At 70.9% G+C, this 23,170-nt stretch carries 24 protein-coding genes; 18 read left to right on the top strand and 6 right to left on the bottom strand.

Going from position 1 to position 23,170, the window contains the following annotated elements:
• The 9 genes from iolB to AB0C29_RS03640 form a co-directional block, all read left to right on the top strand.
• Positions 1-561, top strand: a 561-nt coding sequence (gene iolB, locus AB0C29_RS03680; protein ID WP_360814623.1) for a 5-deoxy-glucuronate isomerase, incomplete at its 5' end; no start/stop codon positions are given.
• Positions 558-2,411, top strand: coding sequence for a 3D-(3,5/4)-trihydroxycyclohexane-1,2-dione acylhydrolase (decyclizing) (gene iolD / locus AB0C29_RS03675; RefSeq protein ID WP_360814621.1), 1,854 nt, complete (start codon positions 558-560; stop codon positions 2,409-2,411). The genes iolB and iolD, both read left to right, overlap by 4 nt.
• Positions 2,412-2,424: 13 nt before the next feature.
• Positions 2,425-3,921: a CoA-acylating methylmalonate-semialdehyde dehydrogenase gene (locus AB0C29_RS03670; protein WP_360814619.1), complete on the top strand. Its 1,497-nt coding sequence runs from the start codon at positions 2,425-2,427 to the stop codon at positions 3,919-3,921.
• Between the two features lie 7 nt (positions 3,922-3,928).
• On the top strand, positions 3,929-4,819 hold the full coding sequence (locus tag AB0C29_RS03665; RefSeq protein ID WP_360814617.1) for a TIM barrel protein: 891 nt from the start codon (positions 3,929-3,931) through the stop codon (positions 4,817-4,819).
• 44 nt (positions 4,820-4,863) lie between these two features.
• The gene (locus tag AB0C29_RS03660) at positions 4,864-5,844 is read left to right on the top strand and encodes a substrate-binding domain-containing protein (protein WP_360814615.1); all 981 of its coding nucleotides are present in this window, start codon (positions 4,864-4,866) and stop codon (positions 5,842-5,844) included.
• Between the two features lie 69 nt (positions 5,845-5,913).
• Entirely contained in the window at positions 5,914-6,981 is a 1,068-nt protein-coding gene (locus AB0C29_RS03655) for an ABC transporter permease (protein WP_360814613.1), read from the top strand.
• A 4-nt stretch (positions 6,982-6,985) separates the two neighbouring features.
• A complete protein-coding gene (locus AB0C29_RS03650) occupies positions 6,986-7,801 on the top strand; it encodes an ATP-binding cassette domain-containing protein (protein WP_360814611.1) in 816 nt (271 codons plus the stop codon).
• Positions 7,798-8,829 (top strand): Gfo/Idh/MocA family oxidoreductase, encoded by a 1,032-nt coding sequence (locus AB0C29_RS03645; protein ID WP_360814609.1) that lies wholly within the window; start codon positions 7,798-7,800, stop codon positions 8,827-8,829. The genes AB0C29_RS03650 and AB0C29_RS03645 overlap by 4 nt, the downstream gene beginning before the upstream one ends.
• Positions 8,826-9,686, top strand: a complete 861-nt coding sequence (locus tag AB0C29_RS03640) for a sugar phosphate isomerase/epimerase (protein WP_360814607.1) — start codon at positions 8,826-8,828, stop codon at positions 9,684-9,686. Before AB0C29_RS03645 ends, AB0C29_RS03640 begins: the two co-directional genes overlap by 4 nt.
• Positions 9,687-9,701: 15 nt before the next feature.
• Here AB0C29_RS03640 and AB0C29_RS03635 read toward each other — a convergent pair whose 3' ends face one another.
• Both AB0C29_RS03635 and AB0C29_RS03630 read right to left on the bottom strand, forming a co-directional pair.
• Positions 9,702-11,210: an OmpA family protein gene (locus AB0C29_RS03635; protein WP_360814605.1), complete on the bottom strand. Its 1,509-nt coding sequence runs from the start codon at positions 11,208-11,210 to the stop codon at positions 9,702-9,704.
• A 28-nt stretch (positions 11,211-11,238) separates the two neighbouring features.
• Positions 11,239-12,330 carry a glutamate-cysteine ligase family protein gene (locus tag AB0C29_RS03630; protein WP_360814603.1) on the bottom strand — a complete coding sequence of 364 codons (1,092 nt, stop codon included), beginning with the start codon at positions 12,328-12,330 and terminating at the stop codon, positions 11,239-11,241.
• A 146-nt stretch (positions 12,331-12,476) separates the two neighbouring features.
• On the opposite strand from AB0C29_RS03630, the gene AB0C29_RS03625 reads away from it, so the two are divergent.
• Both AB0C29_RS03625 and AB0C29_RS03620 read left to right on the top strand, forming a co-directional pair.
• Positions 12,477-12,716, top strand: a complete 240-nt coding sequence (locus tag AB0C29_RS03625; protein ID WP_360814601.1) for a hypothetical protein — start codon at positions 12,477-12,479, stop codon at positions 12,714-12,716.
• 4 nt (positions 12,717-12,720) lie between these two features.
• Positions 12,721-13,176: a universal stress protein gene (locus AB0C29_RS03620; protein ID WP_360814599.1), complete on the top strand. Its 456-nt coding sequence runs from the start codon at positions 12,721-12,723 to the stop codon at positions 13,174-13,176.
• A 10-nt stretch (positions 13,177-13,186) separates the two neighbouring features.
• Here the strand turns inward: AB0C29_RS03620 and mshD are convergent, their stop codons facing one another.
• Both mshD and AB0C29_RS03610 read right to left on the bottom strand, forming a co-directional pair.
• Positions 13,187-14,053 carry a mycothiol synthase gene (gene mshD / locus AB0C29_RS03615; RefSeq protein WP_360814598.1) on the bottom strand — a complete coding sequence of 289 codons (867 nt, stop codon included), beginning with the start codon at positions 14,051-14,053 and terminating at the stop codon, positions 13,187-13,189.
• Positions 14,050-14,766, bottom strand: coding sequence for a response regulator transcription factor (locus AB0C29_RS03610; protein ID WP_212989174.1), 717 nt, complete (start codon positions 14,764-14,766; stop codon positions 14,050-14,052). The genes mshD and AB0C29_RS03610 overlap by 4 nt, the downstream gene beginning before the upstream one ends.
• A gap of 328 nt (positions 14,767-15,094) precedes the next feature.
• On the opposite strand from AB0C29_RS03610, the gene AB0C29_RS03605 reads away from it, so the two are divergent.
• The 7 genes from AB0C29_RS03605 (at position 15,095) to AB0C29_RS03575 (ending at position 22,348) form a co-directional block, all read left to right on the top strand.
• The gene (locus tag AB0C29_RS03605; RefSeq protein ID WP_360814597.1) at positions 15,095-16,114 is read left to right on the top strand and encodes a hypothetical protein; all 1,020 of its coding nucleotides are present in this window, start codon (positions 15,095-15,097) and stop codon (positions 16,112-16,114) included.
• Between the two features lie 65 nt (positions 16,115-16,179).
• Positions 16,180-16,968, top strand: coding sequence for a DUF2993 domain-containing protein (locus AB0C29_RS03600; protein WP_360814596.1), 789 nt, complete (start codon positions 16,180-16,182; stop codon positions 16,966-16,968).
• Positions 16,969-16,986: 18 nt separating this feature from the next.
• On the top strand, positions 16,987-17,115 hold the full coding sequence (locus tag AB0C29_RS03595) for an Ms5788A family Cys-rich leader peptide (RefSeq protein WP_360545852.1): 129 nt from the start codon (positions 16,987-16,989) through the stop codon (positions 17,113-17,115).
• Positions 17,116-17,287: 172 nt separating this feature from the next.
• Positions 17,288-18,136: a sulfurtransferase gene (locus AB0C29_RS03590; RefSeq protein WP_360814594.1), complete on the top strand. Its 849-nt coding sequence runs from the start codon at positions 17,288-17,290 to the stop codon at positions 18,134-18,136.
• A gap of 2 nt (positions 18,137-18,138) precedes the next feature.
• The gene (locus AB0C29_RS03585) at positions 18,139-18,468 is read left to right on the top strand and encodes a DUF1416 domain-containing protein (protein ID WP_360814592.1); all 330 of its coding nucleotides are present in this window, start codon (positions 18,139-18,141) and stop codon (positions 18,466-18,468) included.
• Between the two features lie 69 nt (positions 18,469-18,537).
• On the top strand, positions 18,538-19,401 hold the full coding sequence (locus tag AB0C29_RS03580; RefSeq protein ID WP_360814590.1) for a hypothetical protein: 864 nt from the start codon (positions 18,538-18,540) through the stop codon (positions 19,399-19,401).
• A 124-nt stretch (positions 19,402-19,525) separates the two neighbouring features.
• Entirely contained in the window at positions 19,526-22,348 is a 2,823-nt protein-coding gene (locus AB0C29_RS03575; protein ID WP_360814588.1) for an RICIN domain-containing protein, read from the top strand.
• On the opposite strand, the gene AB0C29_RS03570 is transcribed toward AB0C29_RS03575, so the two are convergent.
• Both AB0C29_RS03570 and AB0C29_RS03565 read right to left on the bottom strand, forming a co-directional pair.
• Positions 22,345-22,962: a hypothetical protein gene (locus AB0C29_RS03570; protein WP_360814586.1), complete on the bottom strand. Its 618-nt coding sequence runs from the start codon at positions 22,960-22,962 to the stop codon at positions 22,345-22,347. The two genes, AB0C29_RS03575 and AB0C29_RS03570, sit on opposite strands and share 4 nt — an antisense overlap.
• On the bottom strand, positions 22,943-23,170 hold a 228-nt coding region (locus AB0C29_RS03565), incomplete at its 5' end, for a sigma factor-like helix-turn-helix DNA-binding protein (protein WP_360814584.1). The genes AB0C29_RS03565 and AB0C29_RS03570, both read right to left, overlap by 20 nt.

The following is a 23,170-nucleotide window of genomic DNA, read 5'->3' as shown; positions in this document are numbered from 1 at the left end:
GCGGCCCGCGCGGACCGGCGGCTGCCGTTCCGCTACGGACCGGCCGAGGACGTGCCGGTCGAGCTGCGCGGGGCCGGGCAGGCCAGCCGCCAGGTCAACAACTTCTGTACGCCGGACTCGTTCGGCGCCGACCGGCTGATCGCGGTGGAGGTGCTCACCCCGGGCGGCAACTGGTCGTCGTACCCGCCGCACAAGCACGACGCGCCGGGGGAGAGCGAGACCGCGCTGGAGGAGATCTACTACTTCGAGGTCGCCGGTTCGCCGTCGGGTGCCGCCGGGGCCGGCTATCAGCGCGTGTACGGCCACCCCGACCGCCCGATCGACATCTGCGCCGAGGTGCGCAGCGGGGACGTCGTGCTGATCCCGTACGGGTGGCACGGCCCGTCCATGGCGGCCCCCGGTTACGACCTCTACTACCTCAACGTCATGGCCGGTCCGGGGGAGCGCAAGTGGCTCTTCTCCGACGACCCGGCCCACGCCTGGGTCCGTGCCACCTGGAACGAGCAGGCGATGGACCCGCGGCTGCCCCTGACGTCCGCAACCGAGAGGAGGCGCTCGTGAGACTCACTGTCGCCCAGGCCGTCGTCACGTTCCTGGCCAACCAGTGGACCGAGCGGGACGGTGCCGAGCAGCGCGCGATCGCCGGCTGTTTCGGCATCTTCGGCCACGGCAACGTCGCCGGGGTCGGCCAGGCCCTGCTGCAGGCCCAGCGCACGGGCTCGGCCGACCTGCCGTACCACCTGGCCCGCAACGAGCAGGCCATGGTGCACGCGGCGGTCGGTTACGCCCGGATGAAGAACCGGCTCTCCGCCATGGCGTGCACGGCCTCGATCGGGCCCGGCTCGACCAACATGCTCACCGGCGCGGCCCTGGCCACGGTCAACCGGATCCCGGTGCTGCTGCTGCCCAGCGACGTCTTCGCCACCCGGGTCGCGGCCCCGGTGCTGCAGGAGCTGGAGGACCCGCGCTCCTACGACGTGTCCGTCAACGACGCGTTCCGGCCGTTGTCGCGCTTCTTCGACCGCGTGTGGCGTCCCGAGCAACTGGCGTCGGCGCTGCTGGGTGCGATGCGGGTGCTCACGGACCCGGTGGAGACCGGCGCGGTGACGATCTGCCTGCCGCAGGACGTGCAGGCCGAGGCGTACGACTTCCCGGACGCCCTGTTCGCCAAGCGCGTGTGGCACGTGGCCCGCCCGGTCCCGGAGCCCGCCGCGATCGACCGCGCCGCCGAGGTGATCCGGTCCGCCCGCCGCCCCCTGATCGTCGCCGGTGGCGGCGTCATCTACTCGGAGGCCTCCGCCGAGCTGGACGCCTTCGCCCGCGCCACCGGCATCCCGGTCGCCGACACCCAGGCCGGCAAGGGCGCGCTGAGCTGGGACCACCCGAACTCGGTGGGCGGAGTCGGCTCGACCGGCACGCCTGTGGCCAACAAGCTGGCGCGCGAGGCCGACGTGATCATCGGCATCGGCACCCGCTACAGCGACTTCACCACCGCCTCCCGGACCGCCTTCGCGGCGCCCGGCGTCCGATTTGTCAACATCAACGTCGCGAGCTTCGACGCGGCGAAGCAGTCGGCGGTGTCCGTCGTCGCCGATGCCCGGGCCGGGCTGGCTGCCCTCCTTCCTTCGCTCGCTGAATACAAATCCGACATGTCGTATCGGGACGACGTCGCGGCCTGGCAGCGGGAGGTCGATCACGCGTACCACCTGGGGCACGGGCCGCTGCCAGCGCAGAGCGAAGTCATCGGGGCGGTCAACGACGCCTGCGGCGAGCGCGACGTGGTCGTGCAGGCGGCCGGCAGCATGCCCGGTGACCTGCAACTGCTGTGGCGCGCCCGGGACCCGAAGCAGTACCACGTCGAGTACGGCTACTCCTGCATGGGCTTCGAGATCGCCGGGGCGCTCGGCATCAAGATGGCCGACCCCTCCCGCGAGGTGTACGCGCTGGTCGGCGACGGCTCGTACCTGATGATGGCGCAGGAGATCGTCACCGCCGTCGCCGACGGCATCAAGCTGATCGTCGTCCTGGTGCAGAACCACGGGTTCGCCTCGATCGGCGCGCTGTCGGAGTCGCTGGGCTCGCAGCGCTTCGGCACCAGCTACCGCTACCGCGGGGCTGACGACGACTACGACGGCGACCGGCTGCCGGTCGACCTGGCGGCCAACGCCGAGAGCCTGGGCGCGTCGGTCATCCGCTGCCGCGGCATCGCCGAGCTCACCGAGGGCCTCAAGCGGGCCCGGGAGAGCGACCGGCTCACCGTCGTGCACATCGAGACCGACCCGCTGTCGCCGGTGCCGTCCAGCGAGAGCTGGTGGGACGTGCCGGTCTCGGAGGTCTCGACGCTGGACAGCACCCGGGCGGCCCGGACCGCCTACGAAACGGCCAAGCGCGGCCAGCGGCAGTATCTCTAGAGAGGGCAGTGCCTTGACCACCATCGAACATTGGATCGGCGGCAGCTTCACCAGTGGCGCCGCCACCCGCCGCGCCCCGGTCTACAACCCGGCGACCGGCGCTCAGCAGCACGAGGTGGTGCTGGCCGAGAGCGCCGACGTTGACGCGGCCGTGGCGGCGGCCCGTACGGCCTTCGAGTCCTGGAGCCAGGCGTCGCTGAGCGCCCGTACGAAGATCATGTTCAACTTCCGCGAGCTGGTCAACGCCAACGTCAAGCCACTCGCCGAGCTGGTGTCCGACGAGCACGGCAAGGTGCTCAGCGACGCGGCCGGCGAGGTCCAGCGCGGCCTGGAGGTCATCGAGTTCGCCTGCGGCATCCCGCAGCTGCTCAAGGGCGAGTACTCCGACCAGGCCTCGACCGGCGTGGACGTGTTCAGCTTCCGCGAGCCGCTCGGGGTCTGCGCCGGGATCACCCCGTTCAACTTCCCGGTGATGGTCCCGATGTGGATGTACCCGGTCGCCATCGCCTGCGGCAACACCTTCGTGCTCAAGCCCAGCGAGCGCGACCCGTCGGCCTCGAACTACATCGCCGACCTGTGGCGCCAGGCCGGTCTGCCCGACGGTGTCTTCAACGTCGTGCACGGCGACAAGACCGCCGTCGACGCGCTGCTGCAGCATCCCGACGTCGCCGCGGTGTCCTTCGTCGGCTCCACGCCGATCGCCCGCTACATCCACCAGCAGGCCTCCGCGACCGGCAAGCGCGTGCAGGCCCTCGGCGGTGCCAAGAACCACGCCATCATCCTGCCCGACGCCGACCTCGAGTTCGCCGCGAACCACCTGGCCGCGGCGGCCTTCGGTTCGGCCGGCGAGCGGTGCATGGCGATCTCCGCGGCGGTCGCCGTCGGTGCCGCCGGTGACCCGCTGGCCGACATCCTGACCCGCAAGGCCAATGAGGTCGTGGTCGGTTCCGGCCGCGACCCGAAGAGCGAGATGGGCCCGGTGGTCACGGCCGCGGCCCGCGACCGGATCGAGGGCCTGATCGGTACGGGCGAGCAGCAGGGCGCCAAGCTGCTCACCGACGGCCGCGGCCTCAAGGTGGCCGGCTACGAGGACGGCTTCTTCGTCGGCCCCACGGTCATCGACCAGGTGCGGACCTCGATGGACGTCTACACCGAGGAGATCTTCGGGCCGGTGCTGTCGGTGGTGCGCTCGGACACCGTCGAGGCGGCGATCGACCTGATCAACGCCAACCCGTACGGCAACGGCACCGCCATCTTCACCAGCAGCGGTGAGGCGGCGCGGCGCTTCCAGCGCGGGGTACGGGTCGGGATGATCGGCATCAACGTGCCCATCCCGGTGCCGATGGCCTACTACTCCTTCGGCGGCTGGAAGGACTCGCTCTTCGGCGACAAGCACATCCACGGTCCCGAGGGCGTCTCGTTCTACACCCGCGGCAAGGTCGTGACCTCCCGGTGGCCGCACGTCGAGGCCGCGCACGGCGCCAGCATGCACTTCCCGACGGCGAGCTGAGGCTGCGATGAGACGACTCCGACTGGGCAGCTGTCCCGACTCCTGGGGCGTGTGGTTCGCCGACGACCCGCGGCAGACGCCCTGGCAGCGCTTCCTCGACGAGCTGGCCGGGGCCGGTTACCGCTGGCTGGAGCTGGGCCCGTACGGGTATCTGCCGACCGACCCCGCGCAGCTGCGCGACGAGCTCGACCGCCGGGAGCTGACCTGTGCCGGCGGCACGGTCGCCGGTGTCGGCGGCCCGCACAAGGACTTCGCGGCCGTGCTCGCCGAGACCCGCAAGGTCGCGGAGCTGACCGCCGCGCTCGGCGCGAAGAACCTGATCTTCGTCCCGGTGCCCGGCTACCGCGACGACGTCACCGGGGCCTACCACGAGCCGGCCGAACTGAGCCCGGAACGCTGGCGGGTCCTGATCGACAACAGCAACACCCTCGGCAAGGTCCTCGCCGAGGAGTACGGCCTCACCATGCAGTTCCACCCGCACGCCGACTACCACGTGGAGACCCAGGCGCAGACCGAGCGCTTCCTGGAGGACACCGACCCGCGGTACGTCTCGCTGTGCCTGGACACCGGCCACCTCGCCTACCGGCGGGCGGACATCCCGGCCGTCATCCGCAAGTACCCCGAGCGGATCGGCTACGTGCACATCAAACAGATGGACCCGGCGATCGCCGAGCGGGCCGAGCGCGAGGACATGGCCTTCGGCCAGGCCGTCGCGCTGGGCGCGAGCGTCGAACCGCCGGCGGGCCGGCCGGACGTGCCGTCCGTGCTGGAGGCCCTCAACGAGTTGGACGCCGACCTATTCGTCGTCGTCGAGCAGGACATGTACCCGGTCGACTTCGACCTGCCCCTGCCGATCGCCACCCGTACCCGTGCCTATCTGAACTCCGTCGGCCTGTGACGGCCGCCGTCCCCCTTGAAGGAAGGAACCTCATGATGCTTCGCATGCGAGGTGCACGCCTGGTCGCCGTGGCGGCGGTGGTGGCCCTCGGGCTCGCCGCCTGCAGCGAAGGCGGCAAGCAGGAGACCACCGGCACCTCCGGCGGCGGGGCCAACGCCGCCGGCAGCTCCGGCTACACGATCGCGATGATCACCCACGAGACGCCGGGTGACACGTTCTGGGACAAGATCAAGGCCGGGGCCCAGCAGGCCGCCAAGGACGAGGGTGTCACCCTCAAGTACTCCAACGACCCGGACGCGTCCAAGCAGGCCGGGCTGATCCAGAGCGCGGTCGATTCCAAGGTCAGCGGCATCGCCACCACCCTGGTGACCCCGGACGCGCTGGCCGGGTCGGTGAAGGCGGCCACCGACGCGAAGATCCCGGTCGTCGGCTTCAACTCCGGCATCGACCAGTACCAGAAGCTCGGCGCCCTCATGTACTTCGGCTCCGACGAGAACGTGGCCGGCACCGCCGCCGGCAAGCGGATCGGCGAGGCCGGGGCCAAGCACCCGCTCTGCGTCATCCAGGCCGCCGGCTCCGTCGCGCTGGAGGCCCGCTGCGCCGGCGTCAAGAGCGCGGTCCCGGGCACGGAGAACATCCAGGTCAACGGCGCGGACGACGGCGCGGTCGTGTCGACCCTGCAGGCCAAGCTGTCGCAGGACAAGTCGATCGACTACATCATCACCCTCGGCGCGCCGATCGCCATCGACGCCCTCAAGGCGATGGACGCCGCCGCCAGCAAGGCCAAGCTGGTCACCTTCGACCTCAACGCCGAGGCGGCCCAGGACATCCAGGACGGCAAGATCGAGTTCTCCATCGACCAGCAGCCCTACGTCCAGGGTTACCTGGCGGTCTCGTCGCTCTACCTCTACCTCAAGAACGGCAACGACATCGGCGGCGGCCGGGCGGTGCTCACCGGACCGTCGTTCGTGGACAAGACCAACATCGACAAGATCGTGCCGTTCACCAAGAACAACACCCGGTAGTCGCTTGCGGGGGACGGCCGCGCGCCACGACGCGGCTGCCCCCGCTCAGGCAGTGATCGGAGCATCGTCATGACACAAGTCCGGACCACTCCACCTCCCGCCAAGACCCCCGCCGAAGCGTCCAACCGGGTCACGCTCAGCCTCTACAGCCGCATCCTCGCCAGACCCGAGGTGGGCGCGCTCGTGGCGGCGGTCATCATCTTCATCTTCTTCCTCAGCGTCGCGCCCGCCTTCCGCTCCGCCGAGTCGTTCTTCACGATCCTCTACCAGTCCTCCACCATCGGCATCGTCGCCGTCGGGGTCGGCCTGCTCATGATCGGCGGCGAGTTCGACCTGTCCGCGGGCGTCATCACCATCACCGCCGGCCTGGTCAACTCGATGCTGTGCTGGAACTACGGGATGAACCTGTGGGTCGGCGCGCTCGTCTCGCTGGTGTTCTGCCTGTTCATCGGCTTCCTCAACGGCTATCTGGTGATGAAGACGGGGATCCCCAGCTTCCTGATCACGCTGGGCACGTTCTTCGTGCTCCAGGGGGCCAACCTCGGCGTCACCAAGCTCGTCACCGGCTCGGTCTCCAGCCCGGACATCAGCCAGATCGACGGCTTCAGCTCGCTGCAGGCCATCTTCGCGTCGAGCTTCAAGATCGGCCCGGTGACGGTGTGGATCACCGTGATCTGGTGGCTGCTGTTCGTCGCGCTCGCCGCGTGGATCCTGCAGCGCACCCGTACCGGAAACTGGATCTTCGCCGTCGGCGGCAACCCGGACAGCGCCCGCGCGGTCGGCGTGCCGCTGGTCCGCACCAAGATCGGGCTGTTCATGACGGTCTCGTTCTTCGGCTGGTTCGTCGGCATGCACCTGCTCTACCGGTTCAACACGCTGCAGGCCGGCAACGGCGTCGGTAACGAGTTCCTCTACATCATCGCCGCGGTGGTCGGCGGCACGCTGCTGACCGGTGGCTACGGCAACGCGATCGGCGTCGCGATCGGCGCGTTCATCTTCGGCATGACCAGCCTGGGCATCGTCTACGCCGGCTGGGACCCGAACTGGTTCAAGGCCTTCCTCGGCGTGATGCTGCTGCTCGCCGTCCTGGTCAACCTGTACGTCAAGCGGATGTCGACCGCACGGAAGGTGGGATGACGACATGACCGACACCTTGGCCGATCACGCCGACGCGGGACTGCGCAAGGGCGAGCCGCTCATCGAGATGACCGGCATCGGCAAGAGCTACGGCGCGATCCGGGCCCTGCGCGGCATCAACCTGCGGGTCAACGCGGGTGAGGTCACCTGCGTGCTCGGCGACAACGGCGCCGGCAAGTCCACCCTCATCAAGATCATGTCCGGGCTGCACCCGCACAACGAGGGCAGCCTCAAGGTCGACGGCCAGGAACTGACCTTCGCGTCCCCGCGGGAGGCCCTGGACCACGGAATCGCCACCGTGTACCAGGACCTCGCCGTGGTCTCGCTCATGGAGGTCTGGCGTAACTTCTTCCTCGGCTCCGAGCTGACCGCGGGCAAGTTCCCGCTGGCCGGCATGAAGATCAAGGACATGAAGCGGATCGCCGACGAGGAGCTCCGCAAGATGGGCATCGTCGTCAAGGACATCAACCAGCCGATCGGCACCCTCTCCGGCGGCCAGCGCCAGTGCGTGGCGATCGCCCGGGCGGTGTACTTCGGCGCCCGGGTGCTGATCCTCGACGAGCCGACCGCGGCGCTGGGCGTCAAGCAGTCCGGCGTGGTCCTCAAGTACACGGCGGCGGCCCGGGACGCGGGGCTCGGCGTCGTGTTCATCACCCACAACCCGCACCACGCGTACCTGGTGGGCGACCACTTCATCATCCTCAAGCTCGGCGGCACGGCCCTGGACAAGAACCGTTCCGAGGTGGGCCTGGACGAGCTGACCACCCAGATGGCCGGCGGCGACGAACTGACCGAGCTGTCGCACGAGCTCGGCCGATGAGCGGCATGTTGCGGGTCGGGGTCATCGGCACCGGGATGATCGGCCGCGATCACATCCGGCGGATGACCACGGTGCTGGCCGGTGTGACGGTCACCGGCGTCACCGACGTCGACGTGGACACGGCCAAGAAGGTGGCCGAGGGGCTGCCCTCGGCCACCGTGCACACCACCGGTGAGGAGCTGATCGCCGACCCGGCGGTCGACGCGGTCGTCGTCTGCTCGTGGGGACCCACCCACGAGCAGTACGTGCTCGCGTCGATCGCCGCCGGCAAGCCGGTCTTCTGCGAGAAGCCCCTGGCCACGACCCAGGGGGCCTGCCTGCGGATCGTGCAGGCCGAGGTGGCGGCCGGCCGCCGGCTGGTGCAGGTCGGCTACATGCGCCGGTACGACGCGGCGTACCGGGCCCTCAAGCAGGTGGTCGACAGCGGTGAGATCGGTGCGCCGCTGATGATGCACTGCGCCCACCGCAACGCCGACGTGCCCTCCTTCTACGAGAAGGAGAGCGCCATCACCGACACCGCGGTGCACGAGATCGACATGGTCCGCTGGATGTTCGGCGAGGAGATCACCGCGGCCCGGGTGCTGATCCCGCGCAAGAGCCGCAACGGCGGCCCGCTGCAGGACCCGCTGTTCCTGATCCTGGAGATGGCGGGCGGCGCGTTGGTCGACGTGGAGATCTCGGTGAACATCCGGTACGGCTACGACATCCGCGGCGAGGTCGTGGGTGAGGACGGTACGGCGGCCCTGGGCGAACTCAGCCCGGTGTCGGTCCGGACGGCGCGGCAGGTGTCGACGCCGGTGCCGGCCGACTGGCGGGAGCGGTTCCTGCGCGCGTACGACGTGGAGATCCAGGAGTGGGTCGACTCGCTGGCCGGCGGGGGCGCCCCGGTGGGCCCGAACGCGTGGGACGGCTACGCGGCGGCGGTGGTGTCGGATGCGGGCGTCGAGGCGTTGCGCACCGGGGAACGCGTACCGGTGGTGCTGGCTCCTCGTCCGGCTTTTTACGCCACCGAGGCGGTGCTGTCGTGAAGATCGCGCTGGATCCGTACATGTTGCGTGGGGTTCCCCTGCTGGAGCTGCCGCGGGTCGTCGCCGACCTGGGCTACCGCCACATCGAACTGTCGCCCCGCGACGACTTCATGCCGTTCTTCCTGCACCCGCGGGCGTCATCGGCGGACGTGGCCGCGTTCAAGCGGGAACTGGCCGCGGCCGAGGTGTCGGTGGCGTCGGTGCTGCCGCTGTACAAGTGGTCGGGCCCGGACGAGGACGAACGCCAGGCGGCGGTGCGGTACTGGAAGCGAGCCATCGAGATCACCGTCGACCTGGGCGTGGACGTGATGAACTCGGAGTTCAACGGCCGTCCGGAGGCCGCGGCGGCGAGCGAGGCCCAGTTCTGGCGTTCCCTGGAGGAGCTCCTGCCGATCTTCGAACGCGAGGGTGTCCGGCTGGTGCTGGAGCCGCACCCGGACGACTTCGTGGAGGACGGCATCGCCGGGGTGAACCTGGTCAAGGGCATCAACTCGCCGCTGGTGACGTTCCTCTACTGCGCGCCGCACACCTTCCACCAGGGCGGCGACCTGGCGGCGGTGATGCGGCACGCGGGGCCGCTGCTGACCCAGGTGCACATCGCGGACTCGTTCGACCATCGGGGCTCGTCGGGCCTGCGCTACATCGTGAACCCGCCGGGCTCGACCGTCCGGGTGCACCAGCACCTGGACATCGGCCAGGGCGAGGTCGACTGGGATCTGTTCTTCCGCACGCTGGCGGAAGTCGGCTTCGACGGCATCGCGACGGTGTGCGTCTTCGCCTGGGAGGAACGCGCGGCGGACAGCGGCCGGTTCAACCTGGAACAGGTGAACCAGTACGTGGCCAAGTACGCCCGCTGACCCGTGCCCGGCGGGTCAGGCGACCGGGATGCCGGTGATCCGCAGCCGGTCGGGCACGTCGAGGGTGACGGTGCCCGTGCCGGCGGGCGGGGCCGGGAACCACAGGGAGAGCACCTGCTCACTGCCCGGCGGGATGGCCTTGTTGAGGATCCGGTCGCAGAGGCAGCGGTGGGAGCCGGGGGAGGACTCGTAGTCGAGCACGTAGGCGGCGGTGTCCCCGGCGAGCAGGCGGACACCGGCGGTGCCGTACCGGGCGTACGGGTCGAACTCGTCCCGGACGGTGAACACGCCCTGGCCGAGGAAGTTCAGGATGGTGGCCTTGTTGTCGCCGACGTTGCGGGCCGTGAGGCTGACGAGCAGGAACGGTCCCCGTACGGTGGCCGGGCCGGGCACGAAGCGCAGCGTGCCCCGGTTGAGGGGCATCGCGACCTCGACACCGTCGGGGGCCCGGCCCTGCTTCCCGGTGGTCTTGGGCAGCACGGCCCTGGCCGGGGCCGGGGTGGCCGGCCCGCGGGCCCGGTAGGTGATGGCGACTCGCCGGTTGAGCGCCCGATGAGCATCGGAGTCGTTGGGCACGGCCGGCTTGCTCTCACCCTCGGCAGCGACGGTTTTGGGCCATTGCTGGTCGGGCAGCGCCGCGCGAAGCGCCTTGGCCACGGCCTGCGCCCGCCGCTGGGAGAGGTCCTGATTGTGTGCGGTGGTGCCGGTGCTGTCGGTGTGGCCGGTGACTGTGAGCGGGCCGGGTCCGGCAGCCTTGAGGTCGGTGACGGCGGCGGCGATGGACTTGCCGGCGCCGGGGGTGAGCTCGGCACTGTCCAGCCGGAACAGCACGTCGGTGTCCAGGCTGATGTCGACCTGGTCGGCGGTCCGCCGCGTCCGCAGCGCGACGTCGAGCCGTTCGGTGTACGACTCCAGGGCGGCGGTGAACGCGGGAGCTGCCGTCGCCGGGTCGAGGGGCTCCTGCACCTGCCCGGCTCTGGTCTGCTCGGCGGGCGGCGCGGGCACGACGCCGTCGGTGACGGGCACGTCAGTGAACACGCCGGCGTAGGGCAGCATGACCGACAGCCGCTGGACGTCGGCAGGAACGCCTCGGAAGACGGCTTGCAGGGGGCGGGTCTCACCGACCTTGAAGCGGACGAGTCCGGTGCAGACGCAGCCGCTGCCGCCGAGTCCTTCGGAGACGAGGTAGACCCGGCGTCCGGCCTCATCGACGAGGCGGGCGGCGTCGAAGGAGTTGGTCAGGAGGGTGGAGAAGTGCCGGCTGACCATGCTGGCGCTGCCGCTCGCGGACCGGTCGAGCCGGGTCTGGGCGGTGAGCACAACGGAGTCGCCGGACCGGATCAGCGGCCCGACACTCAGCTGCAGAATGTCACCGGCGGCGTCGACGGTCCTGCCCTGGGCGGCGATGCTTGCCGAGGGGGAGGGGCTCGCGGTCACGCCCTTCTGCGGGGCCGCGTCATCACTGCAGGCTGCGACGGCGACGATGACCACGCCGGCAGTGACCCAGGCAAGTAAGCGCCGCACCTGACCAGCCTAGTGGTCGGGCGCGCCCTCAGCCTTCCGCCGTTCCTGCTGCTGTGGATCCGGCCAGGAACTGGACGAAGTCCGTGGTGCTCTTTCGCCGTCGCCGGGCGCGCCGTTGCCGGTCGGCGCCGGTGCCCTGCTGCCGGAGTCGTTTGAACCCCCGGTAGACGTCGTCCACGTCGCCGTTGGCGGACAGCGCCGGCCCGATCTTCCGCATGAGACGGACGACCGCCTCGTGCGCGGCCGGCATGGTCGGTGTCAGCCGGTCCGGGCGCAGGCGCACCTCGCCGTGCGCGGCAGTGTTCAGGTGCGCGTCGACCACACTGGTCGGCACCGGCGTCGTGGTGAGGTTGCGCCGGGCGTCCGTGATCAGGCTCCGGACCAGCGCCCGCACTATCCCGGCGAAGATGACCGAGTCCTCGACAGTCAGACAGGCGTCGGCCACCCGCACTTCCACAATGGGCTGGCCGGCGGGCACCCGGGCCAGGAAGAACACCGTCGACTCGTCCGGGGCTGCGCCCGAGTGGATCAGAGAGCGCACCATGCTGTCGTAGCGGTCGGCTCCGTCCCAGGCGCCCGGCGGCCGGAAGGTCGGCCAGTGCCGCTGCAGGTGGTAGCGGTAGCTGGCCCAGCCGGTGTCCAAGCCGTCGGCGAACGGTGAGTTGACCGTCAACGCGAGCAGGGCGGGCAGCCACGGGCGGATCCGGGCCAGCACGTCGACGGCCTGGTCGCGGTCCGTCACCTCGATCCGTACCTGGCAGGTGCAGCCGCGACCGGCCACGACGGCGTCCGGGAACCAGCCGGCCAGCTCCCGGTACCGCGTCTCGTCGGTGACCGCACCGAGCGGTCCGGCCGCGAACGGCGGGGCGCCGACCGACACGAGACTCACGCCCGCCCGGCGCGCGGCGTCCGCGGCCTGCAGCCGAAGCCGGGACAGCTCGCCGCGCAACTCGTCGAGGCTCCCGCAACCGGCCGTGTCGGTCACCAACTGGTACGCGAGGAAGCCGGGCCTGATCCGGTCCTCGTCCCGAGCCTGCCGGGCCACGAACGGCGCGGACGGCACCACGGCGCCGTCGGGCCCCAGCAGCAGAAACTCTTCGGCGACTCCGACTGTCAGCATCCGGCCTCCTCGCTGGGGTTCATGACCTGGAGGCTTCCGGAACGCGGCCCTGCCCGCCTCATCCGCCGGGAGTGACCGAATCTTGCTCTGGGGCGGTCGCGGGTCGGCTTTCGGCTGCGCGGTCAGGGACGGCAGGGATCGGCCGGTTGTCGCCCGGCGGTGACCACGCCGCGGCCGGCCGGGCCCTGGCCTCGCACGCCGAGGACGTGCAGGCCCGGACAGTCGCGGTGGGACGTTCGCCGCGCGGACCGGCGGCCCAGTTCGCGGACGGCAGCTTCACCGCGGCTCTGACCCGTGCGGCAGCCTCGACCGTCGTGCTCGTCACGCCGGACGAGACCCCGCGCCGGCTCACGGCCGCGACTCTGCCCGAGCTTCGCGGCGTGTGACGAGGTGTCCGGCTTCGAGTTCGGCACGGACGGACCGCACGCCATCATCGTCGGCGTGGACGGCTCGCAGACCTCACTACGCGCGGCCGCGTACGCCGCCGGCCTGGCCCGGCGCCAGCACACCCGGCTCGTGGTCGTCTATGCCCGCGGTGCACCGGGCGGCCTGCTCACCCTGGCGGACCCCACCGGGCTGGCCACCCGGGCCGAGCTGGACACCCAGGACCAGATCGAGGCCCAGCTCCGGGCCGAGCTGAGCCGGCAGGCGCAGGTCTGGGGAGTCGACGCCCGGCTGGAGGCCCGCCAGGGTGATCCGCTCACCGTGCTCAGCGAGGTGGCCGACGAGGTCCGCGCGGATGCCGTGATAGTCGGCTCGTCACGCAGCGTGGGTCACCGGATCGCGGGCTCGCTCGCGGTCCGGCTGGTCCGCTGCGGCCGCTGGCCGGTCACGGTCGTCCCGTGACCGCCAGGGATCAGTCGCGGCTGTACATCACGTCGGTGGAGTGGATCTCGAAGCCCAGCCGCCGGTAGAGCGCGACCGCGGCGGTGTTCGACTCGTCCACATAGAGCAGCACGTCGGCCAGGCCCAGCCCGGCGAGATGCCGGAGGCCGGCCACGCTGAGGGCGGCACCCAGCCCGCGGCGGTGACCGCCCGGGTCGACGCCGAGCACGTAGATCTCACCGATCGCGGGCTCGCCGCCCTCGGCCGGGTGCACCTTGGTCCAGTGGAAACCGAGCAGCCGGTCGTCGGCCGGGTCCACCGCCAGCAGGAAACCGGCCGGGTCGAACCACGGCTCGCCGAAACGCAGCCCCAGGTCGTCGGCCGTCCAGCGGCCCTGCTCAGGGTGGTGGGCGAAAGCCCGGGAGTTGACGGCCAGCCACGCCTCGTCGTCGGCGCCGGGCACGAAGGTCCGTACGGAGACGCCCTCGGGCAGTGGCACCTCGGGCAGGTCGCTCAGGGACCGGCGCATCTGCCAGAGCACGCGGGAGCGGGAGAAGCCGGCCTTCTCGGCGAAGGCGCGGGCGGCCTGCTCGTCGCCGTGCGCCCAGAACTGGAGAGGGCCGGGACCGGCCGCTGCCAGCAGGGCGGTGCCATAGCCGCGGAGCCGGTGTTTCGGGTGCACCACCAGCTCGCCGGACGTGCCGTCCAGGTAGGCGTAGCCCGCCAGGGTGTCGTCCGCGTACACGAGCAGGTGGGTGCGGCCGGAGCCGCGCAGGCCGAGGACACCGTCCTCCGACAGGGGGTGGACGCCGTCGGCCTCGTCCGCCGCGGCGGCCAACGTGAGCACGTCAGCCGCCTCGGCGGGGGAGAGCCGGTCCTGGGAGTGGACCTCGGTCATACGGGCAGGGACACGGGCTCGTTGTCGGGCAGCTGCCGGCCGCTCGGTGGGACCACGAACTTGTAGCCCACCTGGCGGACGGTGCCGATCATCGACTCGTACTCCGAGCCGAGCTTGGCGCGCAGGCGCCGCACGTGCACGTCGACCGTCCGGGTGCCACCGAAGTAGTCGTAGCCCCAGACCTCGCGCAGCAGCTGGTCGCGGGTGAAGACCCGGCCCGGGTGCTGGGCCAGGAACTTGAGCAGCTCGAACTCCTTGTAGGTGAGGTCGAGCGGGCGGCCCTTGAGCTTGGCGGCGTAGGTGTCGGGGTCGATGTTGAGCTCGCCGGCCCGGATCGAGCCGCCGGCCCCGGCCGTGGCGTTGGTCAGCCGGCCGACCGCCAGGCGCAGCCGGGCCTCGACCTCGGCGGGACCCGCGCTGGCCAGGATGACGTCGTCGACACCCCAGTCGGCGTTGAGGGCGATCAGGCCGGCCTCGGTGACCACTGCCATCAGCGGGACACCGATGCCGGTCGCGTGCAGCATCCGGCACGTCGCACGGGCCTCGGAGAGCTCCGAGCGGGCGTCGACGAGCACGGCGTCGGGGCTCGGCCCGGACACCAGAGTGCGCACGTCGCGGGGCGCCGTGCGCACGGAGTGGGGCAGCAGGTCCAGGGCGGGAAGCACGGCGGAGGGCTCACCAGCACGTGTCGTCACCAACAGGAGGATTTCCACACTCACCTCGATCCTCGCGGCACGGGGCCGCTCGGGTGACCCGGTCTGCGCAGCTCAGGGCTGCGCCACCGGTAGGACTTGTCCCGGCGTCACCGACGGGTGGGCTGCGAATACCTTAACCGATGCAGCACGCGGAAAGCCCTGGTCGGATCGCCAAGTGATGTGAACTACGCCCCGGAGGTGGCCGAACGGCCGGATCGTAACCAGCCTTTTACCCGACCTGCGACGCCGGCTCCGTGGGAGCGCGTCCATGTTGCCGGCTCGTGTCGGATGAGATGACCCCGCCGCGATGAGCGCGATCGGGCCCGGGTCTGGCACGATCGCAGGCGTGCTTCCCTCCGCGCCGCGCGACAACGACTCCTGGGACGACGACGTCTCCCGGGAGATCGCCCGGTCGGCGCCGGGCCGGTCGTCGTCCGGCTTCTACGCCGGCGCCCCCGAGCCCGCCTCCCGGATCGGCGCCCGTGGCGGCGATCCGGACGAGGACGACGCCGAGGAGATCGAGGAGGAGATCCCCGAGGTCCCGGTCCGCCGCCAGCTGTCGGTGGCGATCGCCGGCTTCGCGGCTCTGCTCGGCGTGGGCCTGATCCTGGGGGCGCAGACCTCCGGACCGGACGCGCGCCTGCCGTACGCGATCGTGGTCTTCGGGGTGCAGCTGCTCTTCATCCTGGCCTTCACCATGGCCATCCGGCCGCCCGCGGTCGGCACGGTCGCCGGGGTCTGCGTGGCCGCCGCCCTGGTGGCCGACTATCTGGCGGTCAACCGCGAGTCCGCCGGGATCCTTCCGCTGATCGTGGTCGCGGCGGCCGGCTACGCGGTGGCCGTGGCCGGGCAGTTCATCCGTCCCGGCGACCGCATGCACGTGCGCGACGCGTTGAGCGGCACGCTGCTGATCGTCGTCGGCGTGGTCTCGTTCGCGCAGCTGATCGTGCTCACCCGCAAGCCGGTCGGCACCCAGGCGGTGCTGGTCTGCTTGACCGCGGTGGCCGTGTCGGTGCTGGTCGCGCACCTGGTCGACGCCTTCTTCCCGCGGCCGCGGATCGCGCCGCAGGTGCCCCGCGGCGCCAGCGGCATCATCGCCGGGGCCATGCTGGGCACTCTCGCGGCGGCCGCGCTGGGCAGCGTGCTCGTGCTGCCGTTCACGCCGGCCAAGGGCGCCCTGCTGGGCTTCGTCGCCGCCGGCGTGGCCATGCTGGTGGACCTCGCGGTCAACTATTCGGAGGTGGGCCGCCGGATGGCCGGTGACACACCGACCTTCTGGGTGGCCCGGCACATGCAGGGCCCGCTGGGTGCGTTCGCCCTGGCCCTGCCCGGTGCGTACGTCCTGACGGCCTTCTTCCTCAGTTGAGGGTGTCCGGAGAGCTCGCACCGGGCATATACCGTGCCCCATCCTGACGTGAACGGGAGGCCGTAGTGGCTGAGGTGTACGGGTCCGCACGGCCGCGCAAGCGCTGGGGTCGGCGTCTGCTGATCACCTTCGTGGTGCTGCTGCTCATCATCCTGGGGGCGCTGGTCGTGGCCGACCGGTTCGGCGCCTCCTACGCCGAGCGCGAGATCGGCGACCGGGTCGCCCAGCAGCTCACCGAGCAGAAGGCCACGGCCGAGAAGCCGGACGTGACCATCGAGGGTGTGCCGTTCCTGACCCAGGTCCTGGCCGGGAAGTACCAGGAGATCAAGATCCTGCTGAACAACTTCTCCGGGCCGGCCGGCAACGGCAAGAACATCAAGATGGACCGGCTCGACATCCGGGCCAAGGACGTGAACGCGCCGCTGGACACCGTGCGCACCGGCAACGGCGACATCGTGGCCGCCACGGTCACCGGCGTCGGCACGCTGAGCTATCCCGACCTGGCCGACCTGATCGGCCAGAAGGGTCTCAAGCTCAGCGAGCGGGACGGCAAGCTGATCGGGGCGGCGCCGTTCGAGGCGCTGGGCCAGACCTTCAACACCACCGGTACGGCGAACCTGGCGGTCAAGGACGGCGTCGTCAGTGTCACGTTCGCCGACGTGACCGCGGAGGGCCTGCCGAACATCCCGCTGGTCCGCACCCTGGTCGACAACTACGTGAAGCAGCTGGCCTTCGATCTCAAGGTGCCGGCCCTGCCGCTGGGCCTGAAGGTGCAGAAGGTCGAGCCGCGCGCCGACGGCCTGTACGTGACCACCGGAGCCAGCAACGTGTCCCTGAGCTCGGGCGGTCTGTGACCCCTGCCTCAATCCCGGATGGTGGTCGACGGTGTTCCGAGCCGTGGACCCGCTGGTAAGGTCGCGTTCATGAGCCCTCTGCTCACCAAAAGGCGCGCGGTCGACCTGTGCCGCGTGGCCGCCTGCCTGTGTCGCCCTGTCATCTGACGGGGCCATTCACGCTGCGCAGGATCTGATCTTCATCTGATTCTCCCCGCCCGGCAGTGGCGCCGTCGCACCCAACCCAACGTGATCCGTACCGCAAGGGTCCCGCGCGGGGTGCGACCGAATCTCCGCGCGCCGACTCACCCCCATCTCACCTGACCAAGGGAGTACTCCGATGAGTCGCGACACCGCACTCGTCTCTGCCGACTGGGCCGAGAAGAGCCTCGACACGCAGGGCGTCGTCTTCGTCGAGGTCGACGAGGACACCACCGCCTACGACGGCGGCCACATCCCCGGCGCCGTGAAGATCGACTGGAAGACCGACCTGCAGGACCCGGTACGCCGGGACTTCGTCAACCAGGAGCAGTTCTCCAAGCTGCTGTCGGGCAAGGGCATCGCCAACGACGACACCGTGATCCTCTACGGCGGCAACAACAACTGGTTCGCGGCCTACGCGTACTGGTATTTCAAGCTCTACGGGCACGGCGACGTCAAGCTGCTCGACGGTGGCCGCAAGAAGTGGGAGCTCGACGCCCGCCCGTACAGCAAGGACGTCCCGAACCGGGCCGAGACGCAGTACCAGGCGTCCGCCCCGGACCTGTCGATCCGCGCCTTCCGCGACGAGGTCGTGCAGGCCATCGGCGTGAAGAACCTGGTCGACGTGCGCAGCCCCGACGAGTTCGCGGGCCGGCTGCTGGCCCCGGCGCACCTGCCGCAGGAGCAGTCGCAGCGCGGCGGCCACATCCCGACCGCGATCAGCGTGCCGTGGAGCAAGGCGGCCAACGAGGACGGCACCTTCAAGTCCGACGAGGAGCTGGCCAAGATCTACGGCGAGGCCGGCCTGGACGGCAGCAAGGACACCATCGCCTACTGCCGCATCGGCGAGCGTTCCTCGCACACCTGGTTCGTGCTCAAGGAGCTGCTCGGCCAGCAGAACGTGAAGAACTACGACGGTTCCTGGACCGAGTACGGCTCGCTCATCGGCGTGCCGATCGCGCTCGGCGACGAGCCGGGAGAGGCGTGACCATGACGACTCCGGCGAACATCGCGGACGGTTGCGCCGCGCCCGACCAGTCGGCTCCCATCCCGGCCAGTGTCGATCTGCAGAAGGAAACCGTCATCACGGGCGTCGTGAGCAACGCCGAGGGTGAGGCGGTGGGCGGCGCGTACGTCCGCCTGCTCGACTCCACCGGCGAGTTCACCGCGGAGGTGGTCACGTCCCCGCAGGGCGTTTTCCGCTTCTTCGCCGCGCCCGGCTCCTGGACGCTCCGCGCCCTGTCCCGGCACGGCAACGGCGACCTGGCCGTGGACGCGACCCGCGGCGTCAACGAGGTCGGCCTCAGCGTCAGCTCCTGACCCACGCTCTGTTCACGAAGGGCGGGACCCGCACCGGGTCCCGCCCTTCGTCGTGCGAGCATGGCTGCCGTGACCGCCCCCGGGTACCACCCTGTCGCCCCGCCGCCCGCTGCCCGGCGGCCCCGGCGGCGCTGGTGGCTGACCGGGGTGGTGGTGGCCTGGGCGGTGGTGCTGACCGGCTTCGCCGTCTGGTCCGTACGCAATGATCCGCCGACCGTGCCGGAGCAGCGGGACATCGCCGCGGCCCTGCCGGTGTTGCAGCGGGCCACCGGGGTGACGCTGGCCGCGGCCGACGCCGCCGACCGGGTGGTGACACTGGGCGAGCTGAGTTTCGACCGGGACTGCGCCCTTACGCCGGTGCGCGAGGGTGTCGAGGCCAGCCGGGAGATCACCGTCCGCGTCCAGCCGGGGCAGGTGCCCGGTGTGCTGCAGGCGATCGCCCGGGCGTTGCCGGCCGGGTACGCGGCCACGGCCCGGCACAACGAGGCCCGCACCCGCTACGGCCTGCGGGCTGACGCCGGTGAGTTCGTGGGGGTCGACACCACTGCCGACGCCGATGCCTCCGCCTTCACGCTGCTGGTTTCGACGGGATGCCGGCCGCTGGCGGACGGCGTGGATCTCGATCCGGCCCCCGTGGTGGCCACCGAAGTGCCGCCGGCGTTCACTGCCGCGCTGCGGGCGTTGGGCGCGACGGCAGCGAAGGCCACGAGCAGTGAGGTGAGCTGCCCGAGCGGCGGCGTCGCCCGTACGGTCACCGCCGACGAGCTGTCCGCACCCGCCGATGTCGGGCGGGCTCTGCAGGGCGTCGTCGCCGGGGCGGTGGTGGTGCAGTCCGACCCGCACGCGTGGGCGTACCGGGCCGGAAACGTGTCGGTGGTGGTCAGCGACAGCGAGGGCCGGGCCCGGGTGGACGCCACCACCGGCTGTCGTTAACAAACTTTCCATCGAGCACGGCCGATCTATTTACTTGCGTGAATCAATGTTTTACGATCACGTAACGCAAGAAATCGCACATAATCCACCATGACTGCACGCCCTGGCCCACCCGGAGGCTGCTGTGGACCGTCGTACCTTCCTGGCCGGAACCCTCGCTGTGCCCGCCGTCGCGGCGGCCACCGAGCTCGGCACGGCAGCGGCCGCCCGGGCGGCCGCGCCCGGCTACGTTGTCAACCGCTCGCCGCTGCGCCCCGACGCCTTCCTGCGGCTGACGCCCGGCCGGACCCGGGCCGGCGGGTGGCTCGCCACCCAGCTCGCCCACCAGCTCGACGGCCTCAACGGCCGGCTGCCCGAGGTCTCGCACTTCCTGCGGTACGACGAGACCGGCTGGATCCGTCCGGAGCTGGGCGGCTGGGAGGAGGTGCCGTACTGGCTCAAGGGCTTCAGCAGCCTGGGCTACGTCACCGGCGACACCCGGGTCATCACGGAGACGAAACGCTGGATCGACGGCGTGCTGGCCACCCAGGCGGCGGACGGCTACTTCGGCCCCACCCGGCTGCGGACCAGCCTGGACAACGGCCCGGACCTGTGGCCCCACATGCCGATGCTGCACGCGATCCGCACCTTCGGTGAATTCACCGGCGACGCCCGGGTCGTGCCGTTCCTGACCCGCTTCCTGCGCTACGTCAACGGCTGCCCGACCAGCGTCTTCTCACAGAGCTGGGGCAGCTACCGGTGGGCCGACACGCTCGAGGTGGTGTTCTGGACCTACAACCGCACCGGCGACGCGTTCCTGCTCGACCTGGCCCGCAAGATCCACGCGAACTCCGCGAACTATCTGAACAACCTGCCGTCGCTGCACAACGTCAACCTGGCCCAGGGTTTCCGCGAGCCGGCCGTCTACTCGGTGCTGTCCGGCGACGCCGTGCACCGGCAGGCCAGCTATGCCGACTACGACCTGATCATGAAGAGCTACGGGCAGTTCCCCGGCGGCGGGTTCGCCGGTGACGAGAACGCCCGGCCCGGCTTCGGCGACCCCCGGCAGGGCTTCGAGACCTGCGGCATCGTCGAGTTCATGGCCGGGCACGAGATGCTCGGCCGGATCACCGGCGACCCGGTCTGGTTCGACCGGGTCGAGGACCTGGCGTTCAACTCGCTGCCCGCGGCGCTGGACCCGAAGCAGCGCGGCATCCACTACATCACCAGTGCCAACAGCATCGCGCTGCGCGATCGGACCGGCAGCCAGGGCCAGTTCCAGAACGGCTTCCCGATGCAGGCGTACATGCTGGGCATCGACAACTACCGGTGCTGCCCGCACAACTACGGCATGGGCTGGCCGTACTACGTCGAGGAGATGTGGGCGGCCACCCCGGACGCCGGGCTGGTGGCCAACCTGCACGGCCCGTCGCGGGTCACCGCCGCGGTCGCCGGGGGTACGGCGGTGACGATCGTCGCCGACACGGCCTACCCGTTCGGCGACACCATCACGTACACGGTCAGCACCCCGGCCAGTGTCGCGTTCCCCTTGTACGTGCGGGTTCCCGGCTGGTGCACCGACCCCACGCTCACCGTCAACGGCGCTGCCGCGGTCGTCGCCGCCGGTCCGACGTACGCGAAGATCAGCCGGACCTGGCAGAACGGCGACCGGGTCGTGCTGCGCCTGCCCATGCGGACCCGGGTCCGCACCTGGACCGCCATGCAGGACAGCGTCTCGGTCGACTTCGGCGCACTGACCTTCTCGCTGGCCGTCACCGAGCAGTGGACCCGCACGGGCGGCACGGAGACCTGGCCGACCAGCGAGGTCCGGCCCGGCTCACCGTGGAACTACGGGCTCGACGGTGCGACGTCCTTCGCCGTCACGACCGGCCTGGGCAACGTGGCCGATCCGTTCACCCCGGCCACCGCGCCGATCAGGATCACCACGCCGGCCCGCAAGATCCCCGCGTGGACGGCCGACAGCGACGAGATCGTCACACCCTTGCAGGACAGCCCGACGCCATCCGCGGAGCCGGTCGAGACCATCACGCTGATCCCGATGGGGGCCGCCCGCCTGCGCATCACCTCGTTCCCGACGATCGGCGCCGGCCGGCCGTGGGTCCCGCCCGGCGTCGCCTTCCGGATCCGCAACCAGCACAGCGGCAAGGTCCTCGGCGTCGACCAGATGTCCCAGGCCGACAGCGCGCGGGTGGTGCAGTTCGCGGACAGCGGCACCCCCGACCACCTGTGGCAGCTGGTCGACAACGGCGACGGCCACGTCCGGATCCGCTGCGTGAACTCGGGCAAGGTGCTGGGCGTCGACCGGATGTCCACAGCGGACTCGGCGCAGGTGGTGCAGTACGACGACAACGGCACCGCCGACCACCTGTGGCAACTCGTCGACAACGGCGACGGCCGCTTGCGGATCCGGAACAAGAACTCCGGCAAGGTGCTCGGCGTGGCCGGCATGTCCACCGCCGACTCCGCCAACGTCGTGCAGTACGCCGACACCGGCACCGCCGACCACAACTGGCAGCTGATCCCGGACGGCACGGTCAAGCTCCAGGTGACCCACACCGGCAAGGTGCTGGCGATCCAGGACATGTCCACCGCCAACGGCGCCCAGCTCACCCAGTGGCCGCCGACCGGCACCGCCGACCACGTCTGGAAGTTCGAGGACGTGGGCGGCGGCCACTTCCGGATCGTGAGCAACCTGACCGGCAAGTGCGCCGACGTCAGCGGCGCGGCCACCACCGACGGCGCCCGGGTGACCCAGTGGGACTACCTCGGCGGGACCAACCAGCAGTGGCGGCTCGCCTGGTCCGGATCGGGAACGTTCGCGCTGGTCGCCCGGCACAGCGGCAAGGTCCTGGAGGTCTCCGGGCAGTCCACGGCCGACGGTGCGGCCGTCACCCAGTGGGCGGACCTGGGCGGGGCGAACCAGCGCTGGCGGATCGTGCCGGGTTAACAGCCGGGCGGGCGGGTCGGTTCGCCGAGCTCGACCAGGGCCATGTTCACCTCGGTCGTGGTGGCCAGCCGGCGGAAGCCGGTGCCGAGCGCCAGGTCGATGGTCCGGTCGCCGCGGTCGGGCAGGAACTTCATGGCGACGTCGCCGCTCACCAGTGCTCGCACCACGGTGGCGGCGCCGACCGCCTGGGGCCCGTACCGGAGCACCGCCACGGGTCCCGCGTTGTCGGCGTCCGGATCGAACGACCGCAGCTCGCTCGCGACGAAGCCGCGATGCCCGAGCTCGATGGCCGTCGCACCGACCAGGTCGGAGCGGCCGACGACCTTGATGACCACGTCGCCGGGGTTGTCGGGCAGCTTGAGGTCGACGGGGAACGCGCAACGGGACGACGGGCCGGCGGGCAGTGTGGCGACCGGGCTCGGGTCACCACCGGCGACCGAGCTCAGGCCGAACCCGCCGGCCACGACCACCGTGGCGAGTGCCGCCGCTGTGCCGACCCGGCGGCGGCGGGCCCGGCTGCGGCCCCGCGCCCGGACGGCGGCCGCCGGAGCCAGCCGCACCTGGTCGACATCGGCCGACAACTCCACCAGACGTTCACGAACCGGACGCGACATCACTGACCTCCTGCGGGTGGTCGCCGAGCAGGCCGGCGAGCGCGGTGCGGGCCCGGGACAACCGGGCTTTGACGGTGCCGGCGGGGGCGCCGGTGTGCAGCACGATGTCGTTCACCGACATGTCGAGCAGGTAATGCAGGGCCACCGCCTGGCGCTGGGCGGCCGGCAGCTGCTGCAGGGCGGCGACCACGGCCACCCGGTCCGGTGA

The sequence above is a fragment of the Actinoplanes sp. NPDC048791 genome (assembly GCF_040650095.1).
Taxonomy (GTDB): Bacteria; Actinomycetota; Actinomycetes; order Mycobacteriales; family Micromonosporaceae; genus Actinoplanes.
This window is presented reverse-complemented; position numbering and strand designations above follow the sequence as displayed.